Annotated in this window: 28 protein-coding genes; 13 read left to right on the top strand and 15 right to left on the bottom strand. The window is 68.2% G+C overall.

All coding sequences use genetic code 11. From position 1 onward, the window contains the following. Positions 1–170: 170 nt before the first annotated feature. Complete coding sequence (locus Q0C57_RS10235) at positions 171–905, bottom strand: cytochrome c biogenesis protein CcdA (RefSeq protein WP_296575871.1); 735 nt, start codon at positions 903–905, stop codon at positions 171–173. A gap of 141 nt (positions 906–1,046) precedes the next feature. On the opposite strand from Q0C57_RS10235, the gene Q0C57_RS10230 reads away from it, so the two are divergent. The 3 genes from Q0C57_RS10230 (at position 1,047) to Q0C57_RS10220 (ending at position 2,906) form a co-directional block, all read left to right on the top strand. After that, positions 1,047–2,045, top strand: coding sequence for a P1 family peptidase (locus tag Q0C57_RS10230; protein WP_296575868.1), 999 nt, complete (start codon positions 1,047–1,049; stop codon positions 2,043–2,045). A gap of 113 nt (positions 2,046–2,158) precedes the next feature. Beyond that, positions 2,159–2,482, top strand: coding sequence for a hypothetical protein (locus Q0C57_RS10225; RefSeq protein ID WP_296575865.1), 324 nt, complete (start codon positions 2,159–2,161; stop codon positions 2,480–2,482). 163 nt (positions 2,483–2,645) lie between these two features. Further along, a complete protein-coding gene (locus tag Q0C57_RS10220; protein WP_296575862.1) occupies positions 2,646–2,906 on the top strand; it encodes a hypothetical protein in 261 nt (86 codons plus the stop codon). Positions 2,907–2,912: 6 nt separating this feature from the next. Here Q0C57_RS10220 and Q0C57_RS10215 read toward each other — a convergent pair whose 3' ends face one another. Beyond that, positions 2,913–4,157: an FAD-dependent oxidoreductase gene (locus Q0C57_RS10215; RefSeq protein ID WP_296575860.1), complete on the bottom strand. Its 1,245-nt coding sequence runs from the start codon at positions 4,155–4,157 to the stop codon at positions 2,913–2,915. Between the two features lie 149 nt (positions 4,158–4,306). Between Q0C57_RS10215 and rpe the strand changes: the two genes are divergently transcribed. Together rpe and Q0C57_RS10205 are read left to right on the top strand one after the other, a co-directional pair. Further along, positions 4,307–4,990, top strand: a complete 684-nt coding sequence (gene rpe, locus Q0C57_RS10210) for a ribulose-phosphate 3-epimerase (RefSeq protein WP_296575857.1) — start codon at positions 4,307–4,309, stop codon at positions 4,988–4,990. 156 nt (positions 4,991–5,146) lie between these two features. Further along, a complete protein-coding gene (locus tag Q0C57_RS10205; protein WP_296575855.1) occupies positions 5,147–7,297 on the top strand; it encodes an EAL domain-containing protein in 2,151 nt (716 codons plus the stop codon). Between the two features lie 77 nt (positions 7,298–7,374). Here Q0C57_RS10205 and Q0C57_RS10200 read toward each other — a convergent pair whose 3' ends face one another. Continuing rightward, positions 7,375–7,983 (bottom strand): N-acetylmuramoyl-L-alanine amidase, encoded by a 609-nt coding sequence (locus Q0C57_RS10200; protein WP_296575852.1) that lies wholly within the window; start codon positions 7,981–7,983, stop codon positions 7,375–7,377. Positions 7,984–8,113: 130 nt separating this feature from the next. Between Q0C57_RS10200 and Q0C57_RS10195 the strand changes: the two genes are divergently transcribed. The 5 genes from Q0C57_RS10195 (at position 8,114) to Q0C57_RS10175 (ending at position 11,363) form a co-directional block, all read left to right on the top strand. Beyond that, entirely contained in the window at positions 8,114–8,710 is a 597-nt protein-coding gene (locus Q0C57_RS10195; protein WP_296575849.1) for a hypothetical protein, read from the top strand. Positions 8,711–8,778: 68 nt separating this feature from the next. Then, entirely contained in the window at positions 8,779–10,086 is a 1,308-nt protein-coding gene (gene purB, locus Q0C57_RS10190) for an adenylosuccinate lyase (protein WP_296575845.1), read from the top strand. Between the two features lie 43 nt (positions 10,087–10,129). Further along, the gene (locus tag Q0C57_RS10185) at positions 10,130–10,396 is read left to right on the top strand and encodes a type II toxin-antitoxin system Phd/YefM family antitoxin (protein ID WP_296575843.1); all 267 of its coding nucleotides are present in this window, start codon (positions 10,130–10,132) and stop codon (positions 10,394–10,396) included. Between the two features lies 1 nt (position 10,397). Then, positions 10,398–10,805 (top strand): type II toxin-antitoxin system VapC family toxin, encoded by a 408-nt coding sequence (locus tag Q0C57_RS10180; protein ID WP_296575841.1) that lies wholly within the window; start codon positions 10,398–10,400, stop codon positions 10,803–10,805. A 3-nt stretch (positions 10,806–10,808) separates the two neighbouring features. Beyond that, positions 10,809–11,363 carry an alpha/beta hydrolase gene (locus tag Q0C57_RS10175; protein WP_296575838.1) on the top strand — a complete coding sequence of 185 codons (555 nt, stop codon included), beginning with the start codon at positions 10,809–10,811 and terminating at the stop codon, positions 11,361–11,363. 4 nt (positions 11,364–11,367) lie between these two features. Here Q0C57_RS10175 and Q0C57_RS10170 read toward each other — a convergent pair whose 3' ends face one another. Further along, positions 11,368–11,571: a hypothetical protein gene (locus tag Q0C57_RS10170; RefSeq protein ID WP_296575835.1), complete on the bottom strand. Its 204-nt coding sequence runs from the start codon at positions 11,569–11,571 to the stop codon at positions 11,368–11,370. A gap of 104 nt (positions 11,572–11,675) precedes the next feature. Then, positions 11,676–12,455, bottom strand: coding sequence for an aldolase/citrate lyase family protein (locus Q0C57_RS10165; protein WP_296575832.1), 780 nt, complete (start codon positions 12,453–12,455; stop codon positions 11,676–11,678). A 175-nt stretch (positions 12,456–12,630) separates the two neighbouring features. Here Q0C57_RS10165 and murI point away from each other — a divergent pair, with 175 nt between their 5' ends. Continuing rightward, positions 12,631–13,506, top strand: coding sequence for a glutamate racemase (gene murI, locus Q0C57_RS10160; protein ID WP_296575830.1), 876 nt, complete (start codon positions 12,631–12,633; stop codon positions 13,504–13,506). Between the two features lie 294 nt (positions 13,507–13,800). Beyond that, entirely contained in the window at positions 13,801–14,418 is a 618-nt protein-coding gene (gene rpsD, locus Q0C57_RS10155) for a 30S ribosomal protein S4 (protein ID WP_296575827.1), read from the top strand. 120 nt (positions 14,419–14,538) lie between these two features. On the opposite strand, the gene Q0C57_RS10150 is transcribed toward rpsD, so the two are convergent. From Q0C57_RS10150 to purL, 7 genes are all read right to left on the bottom strand, one after another. Continuing rightward, a complete protein-coding gene (locus Q0C57_RS10150) occupies positions 14,539–14,826 on the bottom strand; it encodes an addiction module antidote protein (RefSeq protein ID WP_296575825.1) in 288 nt (95 codons plus the stop codon). Next, on the bottom strand, positions 14,823–15,122 hold the full coding sequence (locus Q0C57_RS10145) for a type II toxin-antitoxin system RelE/ParE family toxin (protein ID WP_296575823.1): 300 nt from the start codon (positions 15,120–15,122) through the stop codon (positions 14,823–14,825). The genes Q0C57_RS10150 and Q0C57_RS10145 overlap by 4 nt, the downstream gene beginning before the upstream one ends. A gap of 41 nt (positions 15,123–15,163) precedes the next feature. Continuing rightward, positions 15,164–15,778, bottom strand: a complete 615-nt coding sequence (locus tag Q0C57_RS10140) for a glutathione S-transferase family protein (protein WP_296575820.1) — start codon at positions 15,776–15,778, stop codon at positions 15,164–15,166. A 113-nt stretch (positions 15,779–15,891) separates the two neighbouring features. Further along, positions 15,892–17,178: a D-Ala-D-Ala carboxypeptidase family metallohydrolase gene (locus Q0C57_RS10135; RefSeq protein WP_296575817.1), complete on the bottom strand. Its 1,287-nt coding sequence runs from the start codon at positions 17,176–17,178 to the stop codon at positions 15,892–15,894. A 165-nt stretch (positions 17,179–17,343) separates the two neighbouring features. Then, entirely contained in the window at positions 17,344–17,682 is a 339-nt protein-coding gene (gene grxD, locus Q0C57_RS10130; protein ID WP_296575814.1) for a Grx4 family monothiol glutaredoxin, read from the bottom strand. 39 nt (positions 17,683–17,721) lie between these two features. Further along, positions 17,722–17,955, bottom strand: coding sequence for a BolA family protein (locus Q0C57_RS10125; protein ID WP_296575811.1), 234 nt, complete (start codon positions 17,953–17,955; stop codon positions 17,722–17,724). 17 nt (positions 17,956–17,972) lie between these two features. Further along, positions 17,973–20,183, bottom strand: a complete 2,211-nt coding sequence (gene purL / locus Q0C57_RS10120) for a phosphoribosylformylglycinamidine synthase subunit PurL (protein ID WP_296575810.1) — start codon at positions 20,181–20,183, stop codon at positions 17,973–17,975. 173 nt (positions 20,184–20,356) lie between these two features. On the opposite strand from purL, the gene Q0C57_RS10115 reads away from it, so the two are divergent. Then, positions 20,357–21,580, top strand: a complete 1,224-nt coding sequence (locus Q0C57_RS10115; RefSeq protein ID WP_296575808.1) for a pilus assembly protein — start codon at positions 20,357–20,359, stop codon at positions 21,578–21,580. A gap of 305 nt (positions 21,581–21,885) precedes the next feature. Here the strand turns inward: Q0C57_RS10115 and purQ are convergent, their stop codons facing one another. The 3 genes from purQ to Q0C57_RS10100 all read right to left on the bottom strand — a co-directional run. Next, entirely contained in the window at positions 21,886–22,584 is a 699-nt protein-coding gene (gene purQ / locus Q0C57_RS10110; protein WP_296575806.1) for a phosphoribosylformylglycinamidine synthase subunit PurQ, read from the bottom strand. Positions 22,585–22,598: 14 nt separating this feature from the next. Beyond that, positions 22,599–22,838, bottom strand: coding sequence for a phosphoribosylformylglycinamidine synthase subunit PurS (gene purS / locus Q0C57_RS10105; RefSeq protein WP_296575804.1), 240 nt, complete (start codon positions 22,836–22,838; stop codon positions 22,599–22,601). An 88-nt stretch (positions 22,839–22,926) separates the two neighbouring features. After that, on the bottom strand, positions 22,927–23,211 hold a 285-nt coding region (locus tag Q0C57_RS10100), incomplete at its 5' end, for a hypothetical protein (protein ID WP_296575802.1).

Below are 23,211 nucleotides of genomic sequence, written 5' to 3'. Positions count from 1 at the left end.
TATGGTCAACAACGCTGAAACAACCGTAAAAATAGCCAAAAAGCGCAAGATGGGGAGATCTGCGCTCCATCGACAAAACACAGATGAACTCGCATCAGGCGCGACAAGGATCAGCCCGGCAATTTCTACATCTGTAAACTGACAAAAGAGTCCCGGCCGGCAAAAGCCTGCTAACCGATTGTCCCGAGAACCGGAAACGTCTCAAGCAACCAGAAGGCAACCGTCGACATCTGCCCGGTGAGGAAAGCAAGACCGGTAAGCACCAGCAGGCCACCCATCACCATCTCCACGGCCCGCAGCCGGCCCCGCATGGAGGCGGCGAAGCGCAGGAAGGGCTTGATGGCAAAGGCCGCCAGCACGAAGGGGATGCCGAGCCCGAGCGAATAGACCGCCAGCAGCCCCGCACCCTTGTAGACCGTCATTTCCGTGGCCGCGACGGCCAGGATCGCGGCAAGCACCGGGCCGATGCAGGGCGTCCAGCCGAAGGCGAAGGCAAGTCCCATCAGATAGGCCCCGACCGGACCGGCCTTGGGCGGGACTATGTCGATCTTCGCCTGACGGTAGAGCAGAGGGATGCGGAAAAGGCCGAGGAAATGCAGACCCATGACGATGATCACCACGCCCGCGACCATCGACAGCGTCACCGAATGGACGCGGATATAGTGGCCGATCAGCGACGCCGAGGCGCCCATGGCGACGAAGATGGTCGAGAAGCCGGCGACGAAGACCAGGGCCAGAAGCACGGCACGCCGCACCAGGGCCGGATTCGCCTCCGCTTCGGTGAGATCGTCGAGGGTCGCGCCGGTGAGATAGACGAGATAGGGCGGCACCAGCGGCAGCACGCAGGGCGACAGGAAACTCACGAGGCCCGCGAGCAGGGCCGCGGTCAGGGTGACGTCAGGCATTCCGGTTCCGCCCCGTTCGCGGCCGCTGCCGCGCGTCGTTCATTCCGAGTTGTCTATATGTGCGGCGGACCTGACGGAAGCGTTGACTTGCCCCAATCGCAGAGGCGTGATGACGCGTGATCAGCATGATGGCGCCGCGGCATGACCTCCAATAGCCTGACCGACATTCCCGGCCTGACGGTCGGTCACGCCACCGATCTCGCCCGTGGCACCGGCACGACGGCAATCATCTTCGACCGGCCGGCGGTCTGCGCCGTCGATGTCCGCGGTGGTGCGCCCGGCAGTCGCGACACCGAACTGCTGCGGCCCGACAAGACGGTGCAGGCCGTCGATGCCGTGGTCCTGTCAGGCGGCTCGGCCTTCGGGCTCGATGCCTGCGGCGGCGTCAGTGCCTGGCTGGCGGAAAACGGCCGCGGCTTCGCCATTGGCGCGGTGCGGGTGCCCATCGTCCCTGGCGCCATCGTCTTCGACCTGCTCTCCGGCGGCGACAAGGCCTGGGGCCGCTTCTCGCCCTATCGCGACCTCGGCTATGCCGCCGCTGCCGCGGCGACCGCCGATCCCGTCGCCCTCGGCACGGTCGGCGGCGGCACCGGCGCCACCACCGCCGATCTCAAGGGCGGCGTCGGCTCGGCCTCGGCGCTCTCGCCGACCGACCACCGCGTCGGCGCCATCGTCATCGTCAATGCGGTCGGCAGCGCCACGATCGGCGCGTCAGGCCATTTCTGGGCGGCGACGGACGAGGTCGGCGGCGAATTCGGCGGGCGCGGCCTGCCCTCCCCCTGGCCCGCCGACGCCCATGCCCTGAAGCTCAAGGGCGCCCGCCCGGAAAACACCACCATCGCCCTTGTCGTCACCGATGCCTTGCTCGACAAGGGCCAGGCGACCCATCTCGCGGTGATGGCACAGGACGGGCTCGGCCGCGCCATCCGCCCTATCCACACACCGCTCGACGGCGACACGGTCTTTGCCGCGGCAACAGGCGCAGTGCCGGTCGCCGACTATGCCCGCGACATGGCGGCTATTGGCTTCACAGCCGCCTCGGTGCTCGCACGGGCCTGCGCCCGCGCCGTCTACGAAGCCGAAGCCCTGCCCTTCCCCGGCGCCCTGCCCTCCTGGCAGCAGCGCCACGGCCGCGGCTGAGCGTCGCGGCGCCTTTACCGCCGCTTCACCACGCCGCCAGTCGCCCCTCGCGTCCCGGCGCCTCCTGTGTCTTTCTCGAGTCCGGACGGGGTGGACACCAGGAGGTGCCGCCCATGGTGAGCACAACAGGACCGAGCACCGCTGGGATCGACACATCCCGCCGGGCCGATGACTTTCGCCGGGCCGAGGAAGCACGTCGCGCCGAAGAGACGCGCCGGGCGGAGGAAGTCCGCCAGGCGGAGGAAACCGCGAGGAGCGAGGGTCGGGGCGCCGCCGGCTCGTCCGCCTCCGGGCGAACCGAGGCGCCAGCCGTCGTCTTTGACAGCCGCATCGCCGAGATGCGCCGTGCCGAGCAGGCCTCGGAGCGCCAGCCGACGCGATCCGCCAATGCCGCGGCGGTGGCCCCCTCGGCCAGGCTCTTCGACATCACGGTGTGAACGCCCTCGCTGCGGACCGAGACGCGAAGCGCGGGGCGCGGTTGCGAATGGCGCCGATTTTAACGGTGCCCTCACCATGTCCTGACTCACGGCCGGCGGGTCGGTAACGGTGCCGCCCCTTCTGGCGAAGACCGGAGTGGACAATCATCGGACCTGTCGCCCCATGATCGAAATGGTCAACGGCTATCCCTGCGCGGACTGCACGGATGTCAGCAACGCCAAGCGCGGGCTCGACCCCGAAAATCCGACCCGCGACCCGGTGAAACAGGAGAAGCTCGACCGCGAGGCCGGCCGCGTACCGGAGCCGGCCGTGGTCTATGGGGGGCGTCTCGCCGACCTGATACGCGCCGAAGAGGCCGCCGCCGCCCAGCCCCCGCAATCTCCATTTGCCGCCGCGGCGCGGCTCTTCGACATCACCGTTTGAGGGCCGTCACCAGCGGTCGATGCGGTAGGGCGAGAGATCGAGCGGCTGCGGCGCGCCCTGCATGGCGATCGCAAGCACCTTGCCGGTGGCCGGCCCCAGCGTGAAGCCCCAATGGCCGTGGCCGAAGGCGAACCACATCCCCTCGTGCCGCGGCGCAGGGCCGATGACGGGGCGCGAGTCCGGCGTCGCAGGCCGCCGCCCCATCCAGGGCTCGGCCTCGACCGGCTCGCCGAGGTCGAACAGGTCCTTGGCCGAGCGGAAGGCGCGCTCCACCTGCACCGGCGTCGCCGGCGCATCTGGCAGCGCGATCTCGACGCCGGTGGTGAGGCGGATGCCCTGCTCCATCGGGCAGAGCACATAGCCGACATCCTCGTCGCAGACCTGCCGGTTGAGGAAGGCGTTGCCGGCGGCCTTGTAGTGGCGGTGATAGCCGCGCTTGGTCGACAGCGGCACGGAATAGCCGAATTTCGCCACCAGCGCCTTCGACCAGATGCCGAGCGCCACCACGACCTGCCGCGCCGTGACGGGTCCGTCCGCGGTCTGCACGCGATAGCCGCCTGTCACCTTTTCCAGCGTCATGGCGTCGCCAATGGCGAAACGCCCGCCCGCCTTCACATAGGCCTCCGCATAGGCCTTGGTCACGCCGCCGGGGCTCGACACGGTATCGGCGCCCTTGCACCAGATGGAGCCGGCGAAAGTGCCCTTCAGATGCGGCTCCAGTTCCAGAGTCTCGGCCTGGTTCAGCTTGACATTGTCGATGCCATATTCGCGCGACAGGGCGAGGCGGCGGTCCTGGGCGGCCAGGCTCTCGGGGCTGCGGTAGAGCTCGATCCAGCCGGTCTGGCGGAAATAGCGCTCGGCCCCGGCCACCGCCATCAGTTCGCGATGGGTCTCCACCGCCTGGGCGAAGAAAGGCCGCATGACACGCGCCGTCTCTTCCAGCTTGTCCGGTGCCGACCAGCGCCAGTAGTCGAACATCCAGCGGGCGACCTGCGGCAGGGCCGACAGATGGTAATGCGAGGCGGTCTGCCGGTTCAGCGCATGCTGGAACAGGGTCGGCAGGTCCCGCGGCATCGCCACCGGAAAGAGATTGCCGGCGTCAATGACACCGGAATTGCCATAGCTCGTCTCCTCGCCGGGCTGGCGACGGTCGACGAGCACCACGTCGAGGCCGCGCATGCGCCCATGCAGGGCGGTCGAGACGCCGACCATGCCGGCGCCGAGAACGATGATGTCGTGAAGATGGGTCATGAATCCGTCGCTGCGGGCATCGCGAATGGGGGGCGGCGCAACAGTGCCGGGGACCCCGCCGCATCGCAAGCGATGGCAGACCCTCATTGCCCGCGCACCTTGCCGCATGCTACCCGCCGCGCAACGGCATCCCGCGAGGCCCTGCGACCATGACCCGCCCCATCCTCATCGCCCCCTCGATCCTCGCCGCTGACTTCGCCAAGCTCGGCGAGGAGGTGCGCGCCGTCGATGCAGCCGGCGCCGATTGGGTCCATCTTGACGTGATGGACGGCCATTTCGTCCCCAACATCACCTTCGGCCCCGACTTGGTGAAGGCCCTGCGTCCGCACACGGCGAAGGTCTTCGACGTGCACCTCATGATCGCCCCGGCCGATCCCTATCTTGAGGCCTTCGCCAAGGCCGGCGCCGATCTCATCACCGTCCATGCCGAGGCCGGCGCCCATCTCCACCGCTCGCTTCAGGCGATCCGGGCGCTCGGCAAGAAGGCGGGCGTCGCGCTCAATCCGGCGACGCCAGCCAGCGCCATCGCTCATGTGCTCGACCTCGTCGATCTCGTGGTCGTCATGACGGTCAATCCCGGCTTCGGCGGCCAGGCCTTCATCGCATCGCAGGTGGAGAAGATCGCCGACATCCGGCAGATGACCGCGGGCCGCGACATCCTGATCGAGGTGGACGGCGGCGTGACACCAGCCACGGCACCGCTCGTCGCCGCCGCCGGCGCCGACGTCCTCGTGGCTGGCTCCGCCGTCTTCCGGGAGGGCGCGGCGCGCTATGGCACCGCCATCACCGCGATTCGCGAGGCGGCAGAGGGCGCGCGAGGTCTGATCGCCTGATCTGTGACGGTCAGCCCCGTCGAAAAACAAGCGAACCATACAGCAAGACGCCACCCGGGCGGGCAGACCTGTAAAAACAGCAACATCCTGTTAATGCGGGAAGAATAGGGTTCTCGGGCGGGGTGAGGATCAGACCCGCTGAGTGGCCGGGCGATCATGACGACACAGAACGGGCTGTCCCGGGAGCGAGCCGCCCCCCGCCAATGGCTGTGGCGCCCCTCGACAGTCTGGCACCTGGTCGGCCCGATGATCGCGCTCATCGCCATCGGTGTCGGCGCCGTCTGGCTCTATCTGCCCCAGGCGATGCAGGCCGCCGCGATCGACGCCGCCTATCGCAGCAACATCGACGTCGCCGAACAGATCAAGATCACCCGCGGTTATTACACCCAGCACGTCGTGGCCAAGGCCACCGCCGCAGGCACCTTGAACCCGAGCGCCATCCATGCCGGCGACCCTGGTGCCATCCCCCTGCCGGCGACCTTCGTGCAGGATATCTCCAATCTCCTGGCCCAGAAGGCGACCAGCCTCGCCCTGGTGAGCCCCTATCCCTGGCCGCACCGGGCCAACCGCACGATGGACGCGTTCCAGCAGCGGGCCTGGGAGACGTTCCAGCAGGAACCCGACCGGATCATCTCCGCGACCGAGGTCCAGAACGGACAGCGCGTCCTGCGGGTGGCGATTTCGGACCGGATGACCAACGAGGCCTGCGTCGCCTGCCACAATGCGGATGCCTACTCGCCGCGCCATGACTGGGCCATCGGTGACGTGCGCGCCGTCATGGAGGTCAGACGCGTCATCGAGCCCTATCTGGCGGCGGCAGACGGACGGTCACGGCGCATCATTCTCGCCGTCGCCTGCACAGCGCTCCTGGTCATTCTACTGATGACGGCGATCGCCATGGCGGTGGCGCGGTCGATGCGCAGCAAGCAGGACGTCGACCGGCACGTCCTCTTCCTCGCCCATCACGACGCGATGACGGGCGCGCTCAACCGAAGCCGCTTCGTCAGCCTGCTGACCGACGCCATCGCGCATTCGAAAAAGGCGGGCCGCTGCGCCGATGTCGCGCTGTTCTATGTCGACATCGACCGGTTCAAGGAGGTCAACGACCGCCTCGGCCATGCTGCCGGTGACCAGTTGATCACGGCGGTGGTAACCCGCTTGCGCGATCGCCTGCGGGACGACGACATGATCGGCCGGGTCGGCGGCGACGAATTCGTCATCGCCCGCATCCGCGATGTCGATGCGGCCGACACCGTGGCCCTGGCCGAGGCCATCGTCGCGGACATGGCGAAGCCCTTCCTGCTGGCGCGCCACACCCTCACCGTCTCGGCCAGCGTCGGCGTCCGCATCGGTACAGGGGAGGTCGAGGACCTGATGCGCGCGGCGGATGTGGCGCTCTATCACGCCAAGAACCTTGGCCGTAGCCGGGCCGTGCTCTTCAGCGAGGACATGCAGGACGAACTCGAGGCGCGTCGCCACCTTGAGAAGACGATCCGGGACACCAGCCGCGACTGCCGGTTCGAACTGCATTTCCAGCCTCTGCTCTCGGCGGGCGACCGCCGCCTGCACGGTTTCGAGGCCCTGCTGCGCCTGCCTGATGGCAGGGGCGGCTATATCCCGCCGGCGCAGTTCATCCGGGTCGCCGAGGAAATCGGCATGATCGGCACGATCGGCGCCTGGGCCCTCCACCATGCCTGTATGGTAGCAGCGCGATGGCCCGATCATCTGATCATCGCGGTCAACCTGTCGCCCCTGCAATTCGCCTCAGGACAGGGAGGTGACGCATCGATCGTCGACATCGTCGCCGAGGCCCTGGCCCGTTCCGGCCTGGCGCCGCATCGGCTGGAACTTGAGGTCACCGAAAGCGTGCTGCTCGAGAGTACTGAGGTGGTCATTGGCGAATTGAACGGGCTGAAGGCGCTGGGCACGACCCTGGTCCTCGACGATTTCGGCACCGGCTATTCGAGCCTGAGCTATCTCTGGAAGCTTCCCTTCGACCGCCTGAAGATCGACCAGTCCTTCGTCGCCGCGCTGCGCGAGGAGAGCCGTCCGGCCCTCCAGGTGGTCCGGACGATCATGGCGCTGAGCCATGCCCTGTCCATGCAGGTGACAGCGGAAGGCGTGGAAACGGAGGAGCAGGCGAGGCTCCTCACCGAACTGGGCTGCGGCCAATTGCAGGGCTACCTCTTCGGTCGGCCCTCGCCCGAAGCCGACCTCCCCGGGCTCGTGCTGGCGGATTTCGAGGCCGGACAGGCGGTGGCCAGGCCGCGGAAGGCCGCCCGCCCGGGACTCGCCGTGCTGGCCTGAGCGCCGCGGCCGGCGCGGAGCGGCGGCGGTCGTCCCGCTGCAGGTCGCCGGTCTGTGACCTTGCCCGCCACCGCCGCCTATGCCCGCTCCAGGATGCGCGCGGCGACCGCGGCGAGCGGGAAGGCAGGCCCCGGATCGATCTTGCGGCGCGGCGCGATCTCCTCATGGCCGAGCACCGCCGCGAAGCCATAGGCCGCGTGCAACGCCTTGCCGATGGCGACCACCGCCTCGACCTGCCCGGCCGGATAAGCGTGCCAGCCGGCCTCGCTGGCCTCATGGCGATGGCGGGCGACGACGACCTCGCGATCGGCAATCGCCGCGCCGGACCAGGTCCGCCAGCCTCCCCCTTTGCCCATGGTGAGCTTTCCGGCATTGACCATTTCGATGCCGATCGCATGGCCGTTGAGCCCCGACAGACCCTGCCAGGCGCTCGGCCCGCAATGCCAGCAGGTGCGGTCGAAGGCCATCATCTGGTTGGCCTCACCCTGCTGGCCGAGCACCAGATGCGCCGAGGCCTTGGCACGCGGATCGAGGAACCAGTCGATGGCGGCGCCGACCGACAATCCCGCCGTGTAGTGCAGGACGAGATAGCGCGGCTGAAGCGGCTGCCCGCCATGGGGGGACTGCCGGAACGCCACCGGCCGGCCGGCGAAACAGAGTCTATGATTGATCACCGCATAGGACATGGGCACCCTCGCCACCCTGGCCGGCCACCGCGGCCGGCTCCCGGGATCCAGGATCGCCCCGCCCTGTCCGCTGGGGATAAGCCGGCGGCGATTCAGTCCCCGTCAACCGGGTGCCCCTACACTCCGGCCCATGGCGACTCGCTCCGCTCCTCTCGACCGCAAGTCCGGCACGGCCACCACCGGGCGGGCATCACGCCCGCGCCGGCCGGCGGCGACGAAACCGGCGCGCCGGCCCGCCGCGCCGCTCCGGCCGGGTCTCTGGCCGCGGGCCGCGAAGGCCGGTCTCGCCGCCACGGCGCTGGCCCTTGCCGCCGCCGTCGCGGTGTCTCTCCTTGCCGGCCATGCCCCGTCATGGCGCAGCCTCAAGGTGGTCTGCCTCCAGGCCCTGCCGCTGCTGCCGGGCATAGCCCTGCTCTGGTGGGGCCTCGAGAGGCTGCGCGCGCGTTTCGCGGCGGTGCCGCTCGCCTTCTGGCTCGGCCTCGCCTTCCTCGGTACGCTGGCCGTCATGCTGGTCGTGCCGGGCCTCGTCTTCGCCGTTCATTCGCGGACCATGGCCTTCGCCGAGGACCACGACGGTGACATGTCGCTCCTCCACCATCTCCTCGGCGCAGGAGGGGCGCTCTATCTCTATGCCACTACCGCTTTCCGTCTCTGGTGGCCCTGGGGCGCGAGCATTCCGCTGCTCGTCACGACGCTGTTCTGGCGATCGGCCCGCCGCCCGGACTGACGGTGATTGCCGCTCCGGCCCATCCCTGCTAAGCCGCGCCGGTCCACGACATCGCCGAGGCCCGTCCCATGATCCCGCGCTATTCCCGCGCCGCAATGACGTCCATCTGGGACCCGCAGACCAAGTTCCGCATCTGGTTCGAGATCGAGGCCCATGCCTGCGACGCCCTTGCCGAGCTCGGCGTCATCCCGAAGGAATCGGCCGCCAACATCTGGGCCAGGGCGAAGGACGTCACCTTCGACGTCGACCGCATCGATGCCATCGAGCGCGAGGTGAAGCACGACGTCATCGCCTTCCTCACCCACCTCGCCGAATTCATCGGCCCCGACTCGCGCTTCGTCCACCAGGGCATGACCTCCTCCGATGTGCTCGACACCTGCTTCAATGTGCAGCTGGTGCGCGCCTGCGACCTGCTGATCGATGACGTCAAGGCGCTGCTGGCGGCCCTGAAGCGCCGCGCCTTCGAGCACAAGATGACGCCGACCATCGGCCGCTCGCACGGCATCCACGCCGAGCCGACCACCTTCGGCCTCAAGCTCGCCCAGGCCTATGCCGAGTTCGACCGCTGCCTCGCCCGCCTCGCGGCGGCCCGCGAGGAGGTGCGCACCTGCGCCATTTCCGGCGCCGTCGGCACCTTCGCCCAGATCGACCCACGGGTGGAGGAGCATGTGGCCAAAGCCATGGGCCTCAAGGTCGAGCCTGTCTCCACCCAGGTCATCCCGCGCGACCGTCACGCTATGGTCTTCGCCACCTTCGGCGTCGTCGCCTCCTGCATCGAGCGGCTCGCCACCGAGATCCGCCACCTCCAGCGCACCGAGGTGCTGGAGGCGGAGGAGTACTTCTCCGAGGGCCAGAAGGGCTCCTCGGCCATGCCGCACAAGCGCAATCCGGTCCTCACCGAGAACCTCACGGGGCTTGCCCGCCTCGTCCGCGGCATGGCCCTGCCGGCCATGGAGAACGTCGCCCTCTGGCACGAGCGCGACATCTCCCACTCCTCCGTCGAACGCATGATCGGCCCGGATGCGACCGTGACCCTCGACTTCGCGCTGGTCCGCCTCACCGGCGTCATCGACAAGCTGCTGGTCTATCCGGCCAACATGCAGAAGAACCTCGACCGCCTCGGCGGCCTCGTCCATTCCCAGCGCGTGCTGCTGGCCCTCACCCAGAAGGGCGTCTCCCGCGAGGAGTCCTACCGGCTGGTCCAGCGCAATGCCATGCCGGTCTGGCGCGGCGAGGGCGACTTCCTCACCCTGCTCAAGGCCGACCCGGAGGTGCGGGCCGCGCTGTCGGAGGCGGAGATCGAGGAAAAATTCGACCTCGGCTACCATCTGAAGCACGTCGACACCATCTTCAGGCGCGTCTTCGGCGCGGCGTGACGGCCGACCGGCGCCATGATACTATCCAGATCGTCTGGATAGGATGTCGTCCGTGACTGTCGTCGGTACCTTCGAAGCCAAGCAGAGACTGTCCGAACTCCTCGACCGCGTCGAGCGGGGCGAGGAGGTGCAGATCACGCGGAACGGCAAGCGGATCGCGCGGCTCGTGCCGGACCGGGACGAAGCGATCAACCCCGGGATCGGCGCCTTCCAGCGCATCCGCGCGCGTCTCGCACAGCCCGGCGTGGTCAAAGGTGGGCAGGTGACGGTCGAGGATATCCTCGCCTGGCGCGACGAAGGCCGGCGGTGACATGCCGCTCGTGCTCGACGCCTCCTACGCACTCGCGGCCTTCCTGCCTGACGAGATGGTCTCGGGAGCGGCGGCCTTGGTCGGCGAGGCGCTGACGACGGGGGCGGTCGTCCCGGTCATTTGGCGCATGGAAGTGATCAACGGCGCTTTGCAAGCCCAGCGCCGCGGCCGGTTCGATCGCGATGCCCTCACATTTCTCCTGAGCGAGTTCGCCAGGGTCGAGGTCACGGTCGATCATCAGGGTGCTGCAGCGCCTTGGGGAGCGGTGGCTGCCCTGGCCGGGAAACACCATCTGTCAGTCTATGATGCCTGCTACCTGGAGCTCGCCATGCGGCGCGGCATCCCGCTCGCAACCCTCGACGTCAAGCTGCGCCGGTCGGCCGGCGTCGAATCCGTGGAAGTTCTCTGACCCATGCGCACCGCCGACGCCGACATCCTCATCGTCCCTGGCTCCACGAACTCCGGCGACGACCACTGGCAGTCCCGCTGGGAGGCGAAGCTCCCGACGGCGCGCCGAGTCCATCTCGGCGACTGGCACAAGCCGGAAAAGGACCGCTGGATCGACAATCTGGCGACCGCCGTCGCCTCCTGCTCGCGCCCGGTGATCCTCGTTGGCCATTCGCTGGGGGTGGTGACCATCGCCCATGCCGCGCCGCTCTTTCCCGAGGGTGTGGTGCGCGGCGCATTCCTGGTCGGGCTGCCGGACGTCGAGGATCATGCTGACATCCCCGAGGTCGAACGCCATTTCGCGCCGATCCCGCGCGATCCCCTGCCCTTCCCCTCGGTGCTGGTGGCGAGCCGCACCGACCCGCACTGCGCCTATGAGCGCGCCGAGGACTTCGGCTATGCTTGGGGGGCAGCGCTGTCCGATGCCGGCGATGCAGGCCATATCAACACCGCTTCGGGCCATGGTCCCTGGCCGGAGGGGCTGATGCGTTTCGCCGGCTTCCTCAGGACGCTGGACTGAGCCCTCAGATCGGCTTCGAGGCCTGGCTGATGGCGCGGGCCACGAACCAGGCGACGGGAATGGCGAGGACGACGCCGAGCCCCGCCGCCACCGGGATCAACACCATGCCCTGGTCATAGAGCGATGGGGTGGCCACCACGACAACCATGAAGGCGCCAGCGAAGACGGTCGCGGCCAGCATGAACATGAGAACGAAGAGATTGCGCATGGAGTCACTCCACCCAGGATACCGGGGGATGGTGTCTCCTCACAGATTCCGGTCCGCCGCGCATTGAGGCCGGTCAATCGCCGGCCTCGGCGCGTCCTCCAATGTCAGCCGCGCACGACCTTCAGCGCATTTTGCGCCCCGCCGCGCAGCATCAGGCTGTCGTTGATCAGGGTAATGAAGCCCCAGCCCTCGGCGGCGAGTTCCCTGGCCCGCTCCGGGCTCGGTGCATAGCAACCTGTGAGCTTGCCGGCCTTCTTCGCCGCCGCCATGATCTTGGCGAAGGCGTCCCGCACCACCTGATGGTTCGGGTCGAGCTTCTCGCCCTTGAGCAGGGTAATGGAGAGGTCCGAGGGACCGGCGAAGACGCCGTCGATGCCCGGCACGGCGAGGATGTCGTCGACAGCGGCGAGAGCGGCCGTCGTCTCGATCATCGCGAGGGTGACGGTCATCTCATTGGCCTGACGCAGATAGTCCTGCGGGTTCATGCCGGTGAGCTGCTGGAACCGGTTGCCGCCCCAGGAACGGTCGCCGAGCGGCGGGTATTTCACCGCCGAGGCGAATTTCTTGGCATCGGCAACCGAATTGATCATCGGCGCGATGATGATCTCGGCACCGACATCGAGGAGACGGGCCCCGTCGCCGAAGGCATCGAGGGCGATGCGCACGCCGGCCGGCTTGCCGGCATGGTTGACCGCCGAGATGCCGCGCATCGCCGACAGCAGGTCGATGGAGGAGTGCTGCATGTCGAAGGTGACGGCGTCGAAGCCCTCGCGCGCCACGTGATCGGCGATCAGCGGCTCGGGAATGCTCATCCAGGCGGTGAACAGGCTTTCGCCGGCGCGCAGGCGCTTGGCGAGCTCATAGGGCTTCGGTGTCTGGTGCATGCTGGTCCTCCCCTCAAGGTTGTCGATTGAATGGACGCGATGGCCGGAGGCGTCAACGCCGCCGCCGCGCGCATCAGCGTTGTTGCCGGCAAAACCCCGAACGCTTGCTAAACCTTAACGCTTTGCCGCCAGAATTCCGCCCATTCTCACAGCCAAAGCTGCATGAAGGTGCGTGATGCGTATCGCCTTCGATCCCCTGGCCGGCATGAAACTCAGTCCAACCCCCAGCGTTGATCTCGCCGGCCGCCCGCCGACCATCCTTGTCTTCGATTCCGGGCTCGGTGGCCTCACCGTCCACCGTGAACTGGCGCGGGCACGCCCCGATGCGCGTTTTGTCTATTGTGCCGATGATGCCGCCTTTCCCTACGGCGCCCTTGGCGAGGATCATCTCGTCGCCCGCGTCCTGGCGGTGATGGAGCGGCTGATCGCCGCCCATGCCCCCGACTGCGTGGTCATCGCCTGCAACACCGCCTCGACGCTGGTCCTGCCGCATCTGCGGGCCCGCTTCGCCCTGCCCTTCGTCGGCACGGTCCCGGCCATCAAGCCCGCCTGCGAGGGCTCGGCCAGCCGCATGGTCAGCATCCTCGCCACCCCCGGCACGGTCGCCCGCGACTATACGAAGGCGCTCGTCGCCACCTATGGCGCGGGCTGCGCCGTCACGCTTGTGGGCTCGCCGCGTCTCGCCGGCCTCGCCGAGGCGACGATGCGCGGCGAGCCGGCCGACCACGCCGCCATCGCCGCCGAGATCGCCCCCTGTTTCGTCGCCGAGGGCCATCGCCGCACCGATGCCGTCGCGCTGGCCTGCACCCACTATCCGCTGCTGGTCGACACCTTCCGGGCACTGGCGCCCTGGCCGGTGGAGTGGATCGATCCCGCCCCCGCCATCGCCCGTCGCCTGACGCAGATCCTCGGGCCGGCAGGTCCGGTCGCCGCCGCGCCTGCCATGGCCACTGCCCTCCTCACCGGCGGCGCGGCGCTGGCGAGCCTGTCCGCGGTCTTCCAGCGCTTCGGCCTGGCCGAAACCCGGGTCGAGCCCCTGCCGCTTCATTGACATCGCGCGGCGTCGCGGGTATGGACCCCGCTTCCTGACGGATCGCTTCACGGCGATGCGGCAGGTTTGCGCACCCGCGATCAACCTTCATGGTCGATCTGTCGTGTCTTCGGGTGCCAAAGGCATCGAAATGCCAGTGCATTTCGCCTTTGGCATGACTCTCGGATTTTTGCCTCTCGAGGCGCGGAAATTCGAGATGGGATCCGGTCGGGAAATGCCCTGGCATTTCTTCTGACCGGCCGGACAAGAGGAGGGCGCGTCTCCTATCGAACGCAAACGAATAAGGGACACGCGATGTCGAAGCGTCACGCTGCCAAATACAAGATCGATCGCCGCATGGGCGAGAATATCTGGGGTCGCCCGAAGAGCCCGGTCAACCGCCGCGAATACGGCCCCGGCCAGCACGGCCAGCGCCGCAAGAGCAAGGTCTCCGACTTCGGCACCCAGCTGAAGGCGAAGCAGAAGCTCAAGGGCTATTACGGCAACATTTCCGAGAAGCAGTTCCGCGCCACCTATACCGAGGCCGTGCGCGTCAAGGGCGACACCGGCGAGAACCTGATCGGCCTGCTCGAGCGCCGCCTCGACGCGGTGGTCTATCGCGCCAAGTTCGTCCCGACCGTCTTCGCCGCCCGCCAGTTCGTCAACCACGGCCACGTCAAGGTCAATGGTCGCCGCGTCAACATCCCCTCCTACAAGGTGAAGGTCGGTGACGTGGTCGAGGTGAAGGACACCTCGCGCCAGATGATCCTGTTCATGGAAGCCGTCCAGTCGGGCGAGCGCGACGTGCCGGATTATCTCGACGTCGACCACGGCAAGGGCACCGCCAAGCTGTCGCGCGTGCCGACCCTCTCCGAGGTCCCCTACGCCACGCAGATGGAACCCTCGCTGGTCGTCGAGTTCTATTCGCGCTGATTTTTCCCTGCCCTGGCAGGAACGGAAAGGCCGCCTCCGGGCGGCCTTTTGCGTTGGGGCATCGTAGCAAAACCGATCGGTCGATGGGTCGGTGGCAGCGCTGCAGCGGTGGCACCGGCCCTATCCGGCAGGCTCGACAGTCAGCCTCACCCCGAGTGCCTTCATGACCGCCGACAGCGTGCTGAGGCGCGGATCGCCATCACGGCTGAGGGCGCGATAGAGAGCTTCCCTTGACAGGCCCGCATCGGCGGCGATCTGGCTCATGCCGCGGGCGCGCGCCACCTGCCCCAGGGCGTGGGTGAAGAGGGAGGGATCATGTTCCTCCAATACGGCTTCCAGATAGGCAGCGATCGCCTCTGGCGTGTCGAGGTGCTCGGACGTGTCCCAGGGACGGGTCTCGACGGTCATGCCTTCCGCTCCTCCTGCGCCAGACGCCGGGCCGCCTCGATATCCTTGGCCTGGCTGCTCTTGTCGCCACCACACAGCAGCATGACGATCTCCTCGCCACGCCTGGTGAAATAAATCCGGTAACCCGGCCCGACATGGACCCGGAGTTCAGACACACCCTCCCCGACTGGCGCCACGTCACCGGGATTGCCCAGGGCAAGTCTGTCGATTCGAACCATGATCCGGGCACGCACGGTCTGGTCCCGCAGCGAACGGAACCAGCTCGCAAAGATGGCCGTTTGTCGAATCTGGACCACGATGTAGCTAATAAGCTACAAACCCGTTCCGTTCAATCCCCTCACGGGCTCTCGCGGTCGATCGGCCAGTGCCGGAAGACCTCCGTCGCCTCGCAGCGGGCGGCATGGGCGGCCAGCGCCGGGAAGGCGTCCTCTGCCACGGCGTCGGGGATGGTGAAGCGGATGAAGCCCCAGGCCACCGCCGCGCCGATGGCGCCATGGGTCCAGGGCTCCGGCAGGCGCTGCCAGCGCGCGCCCGCGATCATGTCGAGGGCGGCCAGCGCCTCCTGCAATTGTTCAACAACGCGCTCCAGCCAGGGCGCATGGCGGATCGCCTCCGGGCGCTTGCGCTCATATTCGATGGCGATGGCCTTCTCGCAGGTGACGATGGCGAGGGCGGTGGCGCGCAGGTCGGCGAGCCGCGCCGCCGGATCGGCCGGCCTCAGGCTGCGGCCGGCGACATCCTCCATGTGCTGGATAATGAGCTGGGATTCCATCAGCACCGTTCCGTCATCAGCCACCAGCGACGGCGCCTTGATCAGCGGATTGATCGCCCGGAAGCGGTCCATGTGGCGGAACACCGACACCGACTGGTGTTCGAAGGGGATCCCGAGCACCGTGCCGGCGATGGCGGCGCGACGCACATAGGGACTGTCCAGCATTCCGACGAGCAGCATCCGTTCCTCCTTGCAAATGCGCGAAGGAAGCTGGCCGAAATCCGGACCGGCCGCAAATTCAGGCTGATGATGAGCCGATCACGGACCCGAATGGTTCGGACGGTCGCGGCCCGTCACCAGGAGCGGCGCGGGCCGTTGTCGATATGGAACAGGCCGTTACGGTAGCGCTTCACGCCGCCGAGCTCGTGGCGGGCGCGCAGGAAGGCGAGAACCGCCGCCGGATTGCCTGAGACGCGGAAATCGGCGGCGCGGCAGTCGCGATGATAGGAGCCACGCCAGGCATCGGTGCGGACGAAGGCCCGGCTGCCGCGATGGGTCGAACGCACCAGGACAGGCCCGAAGCGCAGGGCGACATCGTTGAGGGCGCGGCGAATGGGAGCCGGCAAGCAGGCCAGCGGCACCCCGGGATCGGGCATGACGCGCTCGCCGGCAATGCCGAGATTGCGGTCCGTCCCGCGGGCGCCCGGCACGTAGCGCGGCCAGTCGCGGGCCCCGCCATCCGGCGGCAGGGCCGCGAGGACCGGTCCGCGGGCCGGGGTTGGCGTGACAATGATCGCCTGCTGCGCCCCGGGAAGGCTGCCGGCCGGGCCCGACGGCACGACCATCGTGGTCGCGGTGCCCTGGCCCGAGAGCGTCACCGGCGTGGAGGAGGCGGCGGCGAGGGTCGGGACGGTGACCGCCGCAGGCCCGGTCGAGACCGGGACGACGGTGGTGGCGCCGGGTCGCACCATCGGCACCGGCGCATGGAAGGCGACGGCACGGGCCGGCAGGGCCGCCGGCGCCTGCTGGGGCGCCACCGCGGCGATCGCCTCGATGGCGGTGGAAGGCTGCGGCTGGGGGCGCTGATAGGCGCCCGGAATGATGATGCGGCCGCGATCCTCGTCCTGCGGCCAGTCGTCCATCGACGGGCGCAGCAGCGGCGGCGCCACGGGCGCGGCGTCCGGGGCGGCGGTCTGGGCTACGGCCGGCGCCAGGGAGGCTGCGACGGCGGCCGGCGCGCTGGCCTGGGTGATGACAGGGCGCGGGGCGCCGTCGGGACGTGGCAGCGGCAGCGGCGCGGTCATCACGACGGCCGGTACCGGCGCCGGGACGGCACCGGCGATCGGGCCGCCACGCGGCGCGGCACTGCGCGGAGCAGGCACGATGAAGGTCGGGGAGAGCAGGTTCAGGGGCTGGCCGCCGCCGCCGACCTGCATTGTCCCGGCCTGGAAGCCCATGCCCTGCTGGGCCAGGGCCGCCGGGGCTGCAACGACCAGAAGGCCGAAGGCGGCGAGGACGACGGGTCGTCCGAGAAGGACCTGGCCCGCGCGCAGGCGATGTCCGACACCGGAAGGGTTTGGGGAGGCGAAAGTCATATGCGGCGACGGGGTCCCGGGCTTGCGACCGCGCCTGGCGGTCATGGGCTGGCCGGTCTCGGCCTGGACAGCGCGACAAGGAGGCCGCGCGGCGGAGTGGGAGGTCGACCGCGTCGCCTCCGCTGACCAACCCTCTCGCAGCCGATCATGGCAACTTCCGGGCAAGGTGACCTTGCGGGAGGCGATTCAGCCGTCCGCAGGGCGCGGGGCTCAGGCCGTCGTCTCGCGGACAGCAATCCCGTTGGACTTCAGAAGCTCGGCAAGCTCGCCCGACTGGAACATCTCGCGGGTGATGTCGCAGCCACCGACGAACTCGCCCTTGACGTAGAGCTGCGGGATGGTCGGCCAGTTGGAATAGTCCTTGATACCCTGACGGACATCGTCGGCATCGAGCACGTTGATGCCTTTGAAGGGAACTCCGAGATAGTCCAGGATCTGGACGACCTGGCCGGAAAAGCCGCACATTGGGAACTGCGCCGTGCCCTTCATGAAGAGCACCACGTCGTTGTTCTTCACCTCGGCATCGATCTTGTCGTGAGCTGTGGTCATCGGTTCTCTCGCTCGCGGCGCCAAGCGCCGCTCAAGACGTCAGGTGGGCGCGCTGGTGGTGAGCGCCAGCGCATGGAGGGTGCCGCCCATCTTGCCCTTGAGGGCGGCATAGACCAGCTGGTGTTGTTGCACACGGGACTTGCCGCGAAAAGCCTCCGACACGACGGTGGCGGCATAATGGTCGCCGTCGCCGGCCAGGTCCTTGATCTCGACCCGCGCATCGGGGAGTGCTTCCTTGATCATCCGCTCGATATCGGCAGCAGCCATCGGCATGGGATGGGACCTCCGGTTCAGGCCGCCCGCGCCATATAGGCGGGGAGCCACGACTCGAAGGCATCCTTCAAGTCCTTCACCAATATGGATTCTTCGCCCGGCAGGGTCAACGCGGCCCCGCCCGTGACGCCGAGCCGCGTCAGTTCGACGCCGGCCCCGGCAGCGCGTGTCGCCAGCGTCTCGACATCATCGGCCCGCACGGTGAGCACATAGCGCGCCTGATCCTCGCCGAACCAGAAGGCATGGGCCGGCAGGTCGTGCGCCAGGCTGTCGACGATGAGGCCCATGCCGGAGCTGATCGCCATCTCGGCCAGGGCCACGGCGAGGCCACCGTCGGAGACATCGTGGCAGGCGCTGGCGAGGCCCTCGCCGATCAGCGCCCGGACGAATTCGCCGTGGCGGCGCTCGGCGGTGAGATCGACCGGCGGCGGGGCGCCCTCCTCCCGGCCGCAGATGTCGCGCAGATAGACCGACTGGCCGAGCCAGCCCTGCGTGGCACCGACCAGGAAGACCTGCTCGCCCGCCTGTTTCGGCGCGATCGCGACGCTGGCCTGGAAGTCGTCGAGCACGCCCACGCCGCCGATGGTCGGCGTCGGCAGGATCGCCCGACCCTGGGTCTCGTTGTAGAGCGAGACATTGCCGGAGACGACGGGGAAGTCGAGGGCGCGGCAGGCCTCGCCGATGCCGCGGATGCAGCCGACGAGCTGGCCCATGATCTCCGGCCGCTCCGGATTGCCGAAATTGAGGTTGTCGGTGATGGCCAGCGGCCGCGCGCCGACCGCCGACAGGTTGCGGTAGACCTCGGCCACGGCCTGCTTGCCACCCTCGACCGGATCGGCCTCGCAATAGCGGGGCGTCACGTCGCAAGTCATGGCCAGGCCCTTGGGCCCGTGCTCGACGCGGATGACGGCGGCATCGCCCCCCGGCCGCTGAACGGTATTGCCGAGGATGATCGAGTCATATTGCTCGTAGACCCAGCGCTTGGAACCGAGCTCGGGGGTCGCCACCAGCTTCAGCAGCGCATCGCGGTTCGACAGCGGGGCGGCGACGCTCCCGGCGGCGATCACCGGCAGGGCCGGGCTCGCCACATGCGGGCGGTCATAGAGGGGCGCCTCGTCGCCGAGTTCCTTGATCGGCAGGTCGGCCATCACCACACCATGGTGCTTGATGACGAAGCGCAGCGTGTCCGTCGTGTGGCCGATCACCGCGAAGTCGAGGCCCCACTTGCGAAAGATGGCCTTGGCCTCCTCTTCCTTCTCCGGCTTCAGCACCATGAGCATGCGCTCCTGGCTCTCCGACAGCATCATTTCGTAGGCGGTCATGCCGGGTTCGCGGGTCGGCACGTTCTCGAGATGCAGCTCGACTCCGAGATCGCCCTTGGCGCCCATCTCCACCGCCGAGCAGGTCAGGCCCGCCGCGCCCATGTCCTGGATGGCGATGACGCAGTCCTTCTCCATGATCTCGAGGCAGGCCTCGAGCAGCAGCTTCTCGGCGAAGGGATCGCCGACCTGCACGGTCGGACGCTTCTCCTCGGCGCCCTCCCCGAACTCCGCCGAGGCCATGGTGGCGCCGTGGATGCCGTCGCGGCCGGTCTTCGAGCCGAGATAGACGATGGGCATGCCGATGCCGGTCGCCTTGGCGTAGAAGATGCCGTCGGTGCGGGCGAGGCCCACCGCCATGGCATTGACCAGGCAATTGCCGTCATAGCGCGTGTGGAAACCGACCAGCCCACCGACGGTGGGCACGCCGAAGGAATTGCCATAGCCGCCGACGCCGGCGACGACGCCGGCCACGAGGTGGCGGGTCTTGGGATGGGCCGGGTCGCCGAAGCGCAGCGCGTTCAGCGCCGCGATCGGCCGGGCGCCCATGGTGAAGACGTCCCGCAGGATGCCGCCGACCCCGGTCGCCGCGCCCTGATAGGGCTCGATATAGCTCGGGTGGTTGTGACTCTCCATCTTGAATACCGCGGCGAGCCCGTCGCCGATATCGATGACGCCGGCATTCTCGCCCGGCCCCTGGATCACCCAGGGCGCCTTGGTTGGCAGGGTCTTCAGGTGCAGGCGGCTCGACTTGTAGGAGCAGTGCTCGTTCCACATGGCCGAGAAGATGCCGAGCTCGGTGAAGGTCGGCTCGCGGCCGATCAGCGCGAGAATCCGCTGGTACTCGTCCGGCTTGAGGCCATGGCTGGCGACCAGTTCGGGAGTGATCTTCGGTTCGTTGGGGATCATGCCGTCGTCCGTCCCGGGGGCCCGTCTCGCAAGCGATGCACTTAACTGCCGCGCCCCCGTTTCGCAACGGCGAAGCGCACTTTCCGATGTGGGACGCCTCGGAAGGCACGGGATTTGATCTGTGATGCCCGGAGGACGACGCCGGACGGGGCGTTTGTCCGGGAGCGACACAGATGCAGGCGAAACTGTCCCGATTCAGGTCCGACACCCGCGCCAATGTGGCGCTGATCTTCAGCATCGCGGCCCTGCCGATCTTCGGCATGGTCGGCGCCGCGGTCGACTATACCCGCGTCTCGCGCATGCAGGTGCAGATCCAGGCGGCGCTCGATTCCGCCTCTCTGGCGGTTGCAAAGGATTCCCGCAGCCTTTCGGCCGCCGGGCTCCAGGAGGCCGCCAACAGGGCCTTCGCCGGCAATTTCACCCCGCCGGCCGATCTCAGCCTCGGCACTTTGGGCGTCACCCGCGATGGCAACACCATCCGCCTCGCCATTTCCGGCTCGCTGCAGACCACCATCGCCGCGACGATGGGCGTCTCCTCCATGCCGCTGTCCGTCGTGTCGCAGACCTCCTGGAACGAGCCGAAAATCGAGATCGCCCTGGTGCTCGACAATACCGGCTCCATGGCCGGAAGCGGCAAGATGGCGGCGCTGAAGACCGCGGCGATAGACCTCATCAATGAGCTCGAGGCGGCGCGCGTCTCGGCCGATCAGGTCAAGATCGCCGTGGTGCCCTTCGTCAACCAGGTCCGCATCCCGACGACATTCCGCAACGAGGCCTGGATGCGCTTCGACGGCGCCGGCCTGCCGCCCGCCATCGTGACGACGCAGGCCGCCTGGACCGGCTGCCTGACCGACCGCAACCAGCCCCATGACATCGTCGACACCGCCCCGACCACCAGCGACACGCGCTATCGCGGCGTCAGATGCGCCAATAGCGGGCTGGCGACGGTCCAGCCGCTGACGACGAATTTCTCCGCCCTGCGCGCCACCATCAACGCCATGAACCCGGTCGGCACCACCAACATCACCATCGGCATGCAGATGGGCCTCGCCGTCATGTCCTCCGGCCTGCCCTTCACCGAAACGGGATCCTCGCCCGACGTGCTGCGCTACATGATCCTGCTGACCGACGGCGACAACACCGAGAGCCGCTACGTCCCCTTCAGCAACACCATGGCCGCCCCGGTGATGGACCCGCGCACGACCCTCGCCTGCAACGCCGTTAAGGCCGCGGGGATCACGCTGTTCACCGTGCGCGTCATCAATGGCAACCAGAACCTGCTGCGCGCCTGCGCCACGGACCCGTCCATGTACTTCAACGTGACCAGCTCGGGTGGCATCGGCGATGCCTTCAAGGCCATCACCAGCATGATCAAGCGCATGCGCCTGTCGGCGTGAGCCCGCTCGGGGGTGGCCGGCGGTCGAACTCGGCCGCCGCTACCCTGCAGGTCGGTTGCCCTTCACGATCGAGGTGCGTCCTTCGAGGCTTGCCTTTCAGGCACGCACCTCGGGATGAGGAGGGTGGTGTCTTGCCCTTCGGCTCACAGTCCGTACCCTGCCTGGCCTTATCCGACGTCGATGCAGCCTACCACCCTCCTCATCCTGAGGTGCGAGCACCGGCGATGCGCAGCATCGGCCGGTGGCGAGCCTCGAAGGACACACTGACCGTTTTGCAGCTCAAAAGGCGGCGCCGGGACCAACCCTCACGCCGTCTGCAGCGCCTCGGCGAGGCTCTCGAACAGGCCGCGTCCGTCAGTGGGGCCGATCGCTGGGTCCACGTGGTTCTCAGGGTGAGGCATCATGCCGAGCACCCGGCGGTTCTCCGAAACGATCCCGGCAATGGCGTTGGTCGCACCATTGATGTTGGCTGCGGGCGTCACCGCGCCACTGGCGTCGCAATAGCGGAACAGGACCCGGCCCTCGTCCTCGATCCGCTTCAGCGTCTCGGCATCGGCGATGAAATTGCCCTCGCCATGGGCCACCGGCACCTCGATCACCGCCCCCGCATTGTAGCGGCGGGTGAAGGGCGTGTCGGAACGCTCGACCTTCAGGTGGACGTTGCGGGCGATGAACTTCAGCTGCGCATTGCGCATCAGCACGCCCGGCAGCAGGCCCGCTTCACAGAGGATCTGGAAGCCGTTGCAGACGCCGAGCACCAGGCCGCCGCGCGCGGCATGCCGGCGCACCGCGTCCATGATCGTGGCGCGGGCGGCGATGGCGCCACAGCGCAGATAGTCGCCGTAGGAGAAGCCGCCCGGCAGCACCACGAGATCCGTGCCGGCGGGCAATTCGCTGTCGGCGTGCCAGACGAGGGCCGGCTTCACGCCGGAGGTCAGTTCGAGCGCATAGGCGATGTCGCGCTCGCGGTTGGATCCTGGAAAGACGAGGACGGCGGCCTTCATCGGCTGTGCTCCCATCAGACCAGTTCGATGCGGTAGTTCTCGACCACCGTATTGGCCAGCAGCTTCTCGCAGGCCGCCTTGACCGCCGCCTCAGCCGCCACCTTGTCCATGTCGCCGATCTCCAGATCGAAAACCTTGCCCTGGCGGACCGACCCGATGCCGTCGATGCCGAGGCTCTTCAGCGCCCCTTCGATCGCCTTGCCCTGCGGGTCGAGGACGCCGGTCTTCAGCGTGACGGTGACGCGGGCCTTCATCGGGCGCTCCTTCGAGGCGTGGGCGGGAATGGGGTCCGTCTAGACCGCCGCGCCGCCGCAATCAATGACGGAATCGGCGGCACCGACCTCACAGATTGGCGTCGGCGACCATCCTCACCGCATCCGCGACCGGGCCGGCCTTGTCGCCGATCACGATGACGACCTTGACCGTGGGCCCGGTCTGCCGCCCGAGAACGGCGGCATGGGCGCTGCGGTCCGGCCCGTTCTCCCGCCGCATCTCCAGTTGGAAACCGGTGAAGGTGCGGTGGCGCAGGGGACGGGTGCGGCTGGCGACGCGATGCGGCATGCGCCGCGCGGCGACGGCGGCCGGCAGCTGGCGCTGCGCCGCTGCGACCAGGGCGATGCGGCGGCG

The sequence above is a fragment of the Phreatobacter sp. genome, assembly GCF_022843985.1.
GTDB lineage: Bacteria > Pseudomonadota > Alphaproteobacteria > Rhizobiales > Phreatobacteraceae > Phreatobacter.
This window is presented reverse-complemented; position numbering and strand designations above follow the sequence as displayed.

Coding starts and splice junctions, on each gene's coding strand:
- Q0C57_RS10235 (WP_296575871.1), bottom strand. CDS start 905: ATGCCTGACGTCACCCTGACCGCGGCCCTGCTCGCGGGCCTCGTGAGT.
- Q0C57_RS10230 (WP_296575868.1), top strand. CDS start 1,047: ATGACCTCCAATAGCCTGACCGACATTCCCGGCCTGACGGTCGGTCAC.
- Q0C57_RS10225 (WP_296575865.1), top strand. CDS start 2,159: ATGGTGAGCACAACAGGACCGAGCACCGCTGGGATCGACACATCCCGC.
- Q0C57_RS10220 (WP_296575862.1), top strand. CDS start 2,646: ATGATCGAAATGGTCAACGGCTATCCCTGCGCGGACTGCACGGATGTC.
- Q0C57_RS10215 (WP_296575860.1), bottom strand. CDS start 4,157: ATGACCCATCTTCACGACATCATCGTTCTCGGCGCCGGCATGGTCGGC.
- rpe (WP_296575857.1), top strand. CDS start 4,307: ATGACCCGCCCCATCCTCATCGCCCCCTCGATCCTCGCCGCTGACTTC.
- Q0C57_RS10205 (WP_296575855.1), top strand. CDS start 5,147: ATGACGACACAGAACGGGCTGTCCCGGGAGCGAGCCGCCCCCCGCCAA.
- Q0C57_RS10200 (WP_296575852.1), bottom strand. CDS start 7,983: ATGTCCTATGCGGTGATCAATCATAGACTCTGTTTCGCCGGCCGGCCG.
- Q0C57_RS10195 (WP_296575849.1), top strand. CDS start 8,114: ATGGCGACTCGCTCCGCTCCTCTCGACCGCAAGTCCGGCACGGCCACC.
- purB (WP_296575845.1), top strand. CDS start 8,779: ATGATCCCGCGCTATTCCCGCGCCGCAATGACGTCCATCTGGGACCCG.
- Q0C57_RS10185 (WP_296575843.1), top strand. CDS start 10,130: ATGTCGTCCGTGACTGTCGTCGGTACCTTCGAAGCCAAGCAGAGACTG.
- Q0C57_RS10180 (WP_296575841.1), top strand. CDS start 10,398: ATGCCGCTCGTGCTCGACGCCTCCTACGCACTCGCGGCCTTCCTGCCT.
- Q0C57_RS10175 (WP_296575838.1), top strand. CDS start 10,809: ATGCGCACCGCCGACGCCGACATCCTCATCGTCCCTGGCTCCACGAAC.
- Q0C57_RS10170 (WP_296575835.1), bottom strand. CDS start 11,571: ATGCGCAATCTCTTCGTTCTCATGTTCATGCTGGCCGCGACCGTCTTC.
- Q0C57_RS10165 (WP_296575832.1), bottom strand. CDS start 12,455: ATGCACCAGACACCGAAGCCCTATGAGCTCGCCAAGCGCCTGCGCGCC.
- murI (WP_296575830.1), top strand. CDS start 12,631: ATGCGTATCGCCTTCGATCCCCTGGCCGGCATGAAACTCAGTCCAACC.
- rpsD (WP_296575827.1), top strand. CDS start 13,801: ATGTCGAAGCGTCACGCTGCCAAATACAAGATCGATCGCCGCATGGGC.
- Q0C57_RS10150 (WP_296575825.1), bottom strand. CDS start 14,826: ATGACCGTCGAGACCCGTCCCTGGGACACGTCCGAGCACCTCGACACG.
- Q0C57_RS10140 (WP_296575820.1), bottom strand. CDS start 15,778: ATGCTGCTCGTCGGAATGCTGGACAGTCCCTATGTGCGTCGCGCCGCC.
- Q0C57_RS10135 (WP_296575817.1), bottom strand. CDS start 17,178: ATGACCGCCAGGCGCGGTCGCAAGCCCGGGACCCCGTCGCCGCATATG.
- grxD (WP_296575814.1), bottom strand. CDS start 17,682: ATGACCACAGCTCACGACAAGATCGATGCCGAGGTGAAGAACAACGAC.
- Q0C57_RS10125 (WP_296575811.1), bottom strand. CDS start 17,955: ATGCCGATGGCTGCTGCCGATATCGAGCGGATGATCAAGGAAGCACTC.
- purL (WP_296575810.1), bottom strand. CDS start 20,183: ATGATCCCCAACGAACCGAAGATCACTCCCGAACTGGTCGCCAGCCAT.
- Q0C57_RS10115 (WP_296575808.1), top strand. CDS start 20,357: ATGCAGGCGAAACTGTCCCGATTCAGGTCCGACACCCGCGCCAATGTG.
- purQ (WP_296575806.1), bottom strand. CDS start 22,584: ATGAAGGCCGCCGTCCTCGTCTTTCCAGGATCCAACCGCGAGCGCGAC.
- purS (WP_296575804.1), bottom strand. CDS start 22,838: ATGAAGGCCCGCGTCACCGTCACGCTGAAGACCGGCGTCCTCGACCCG.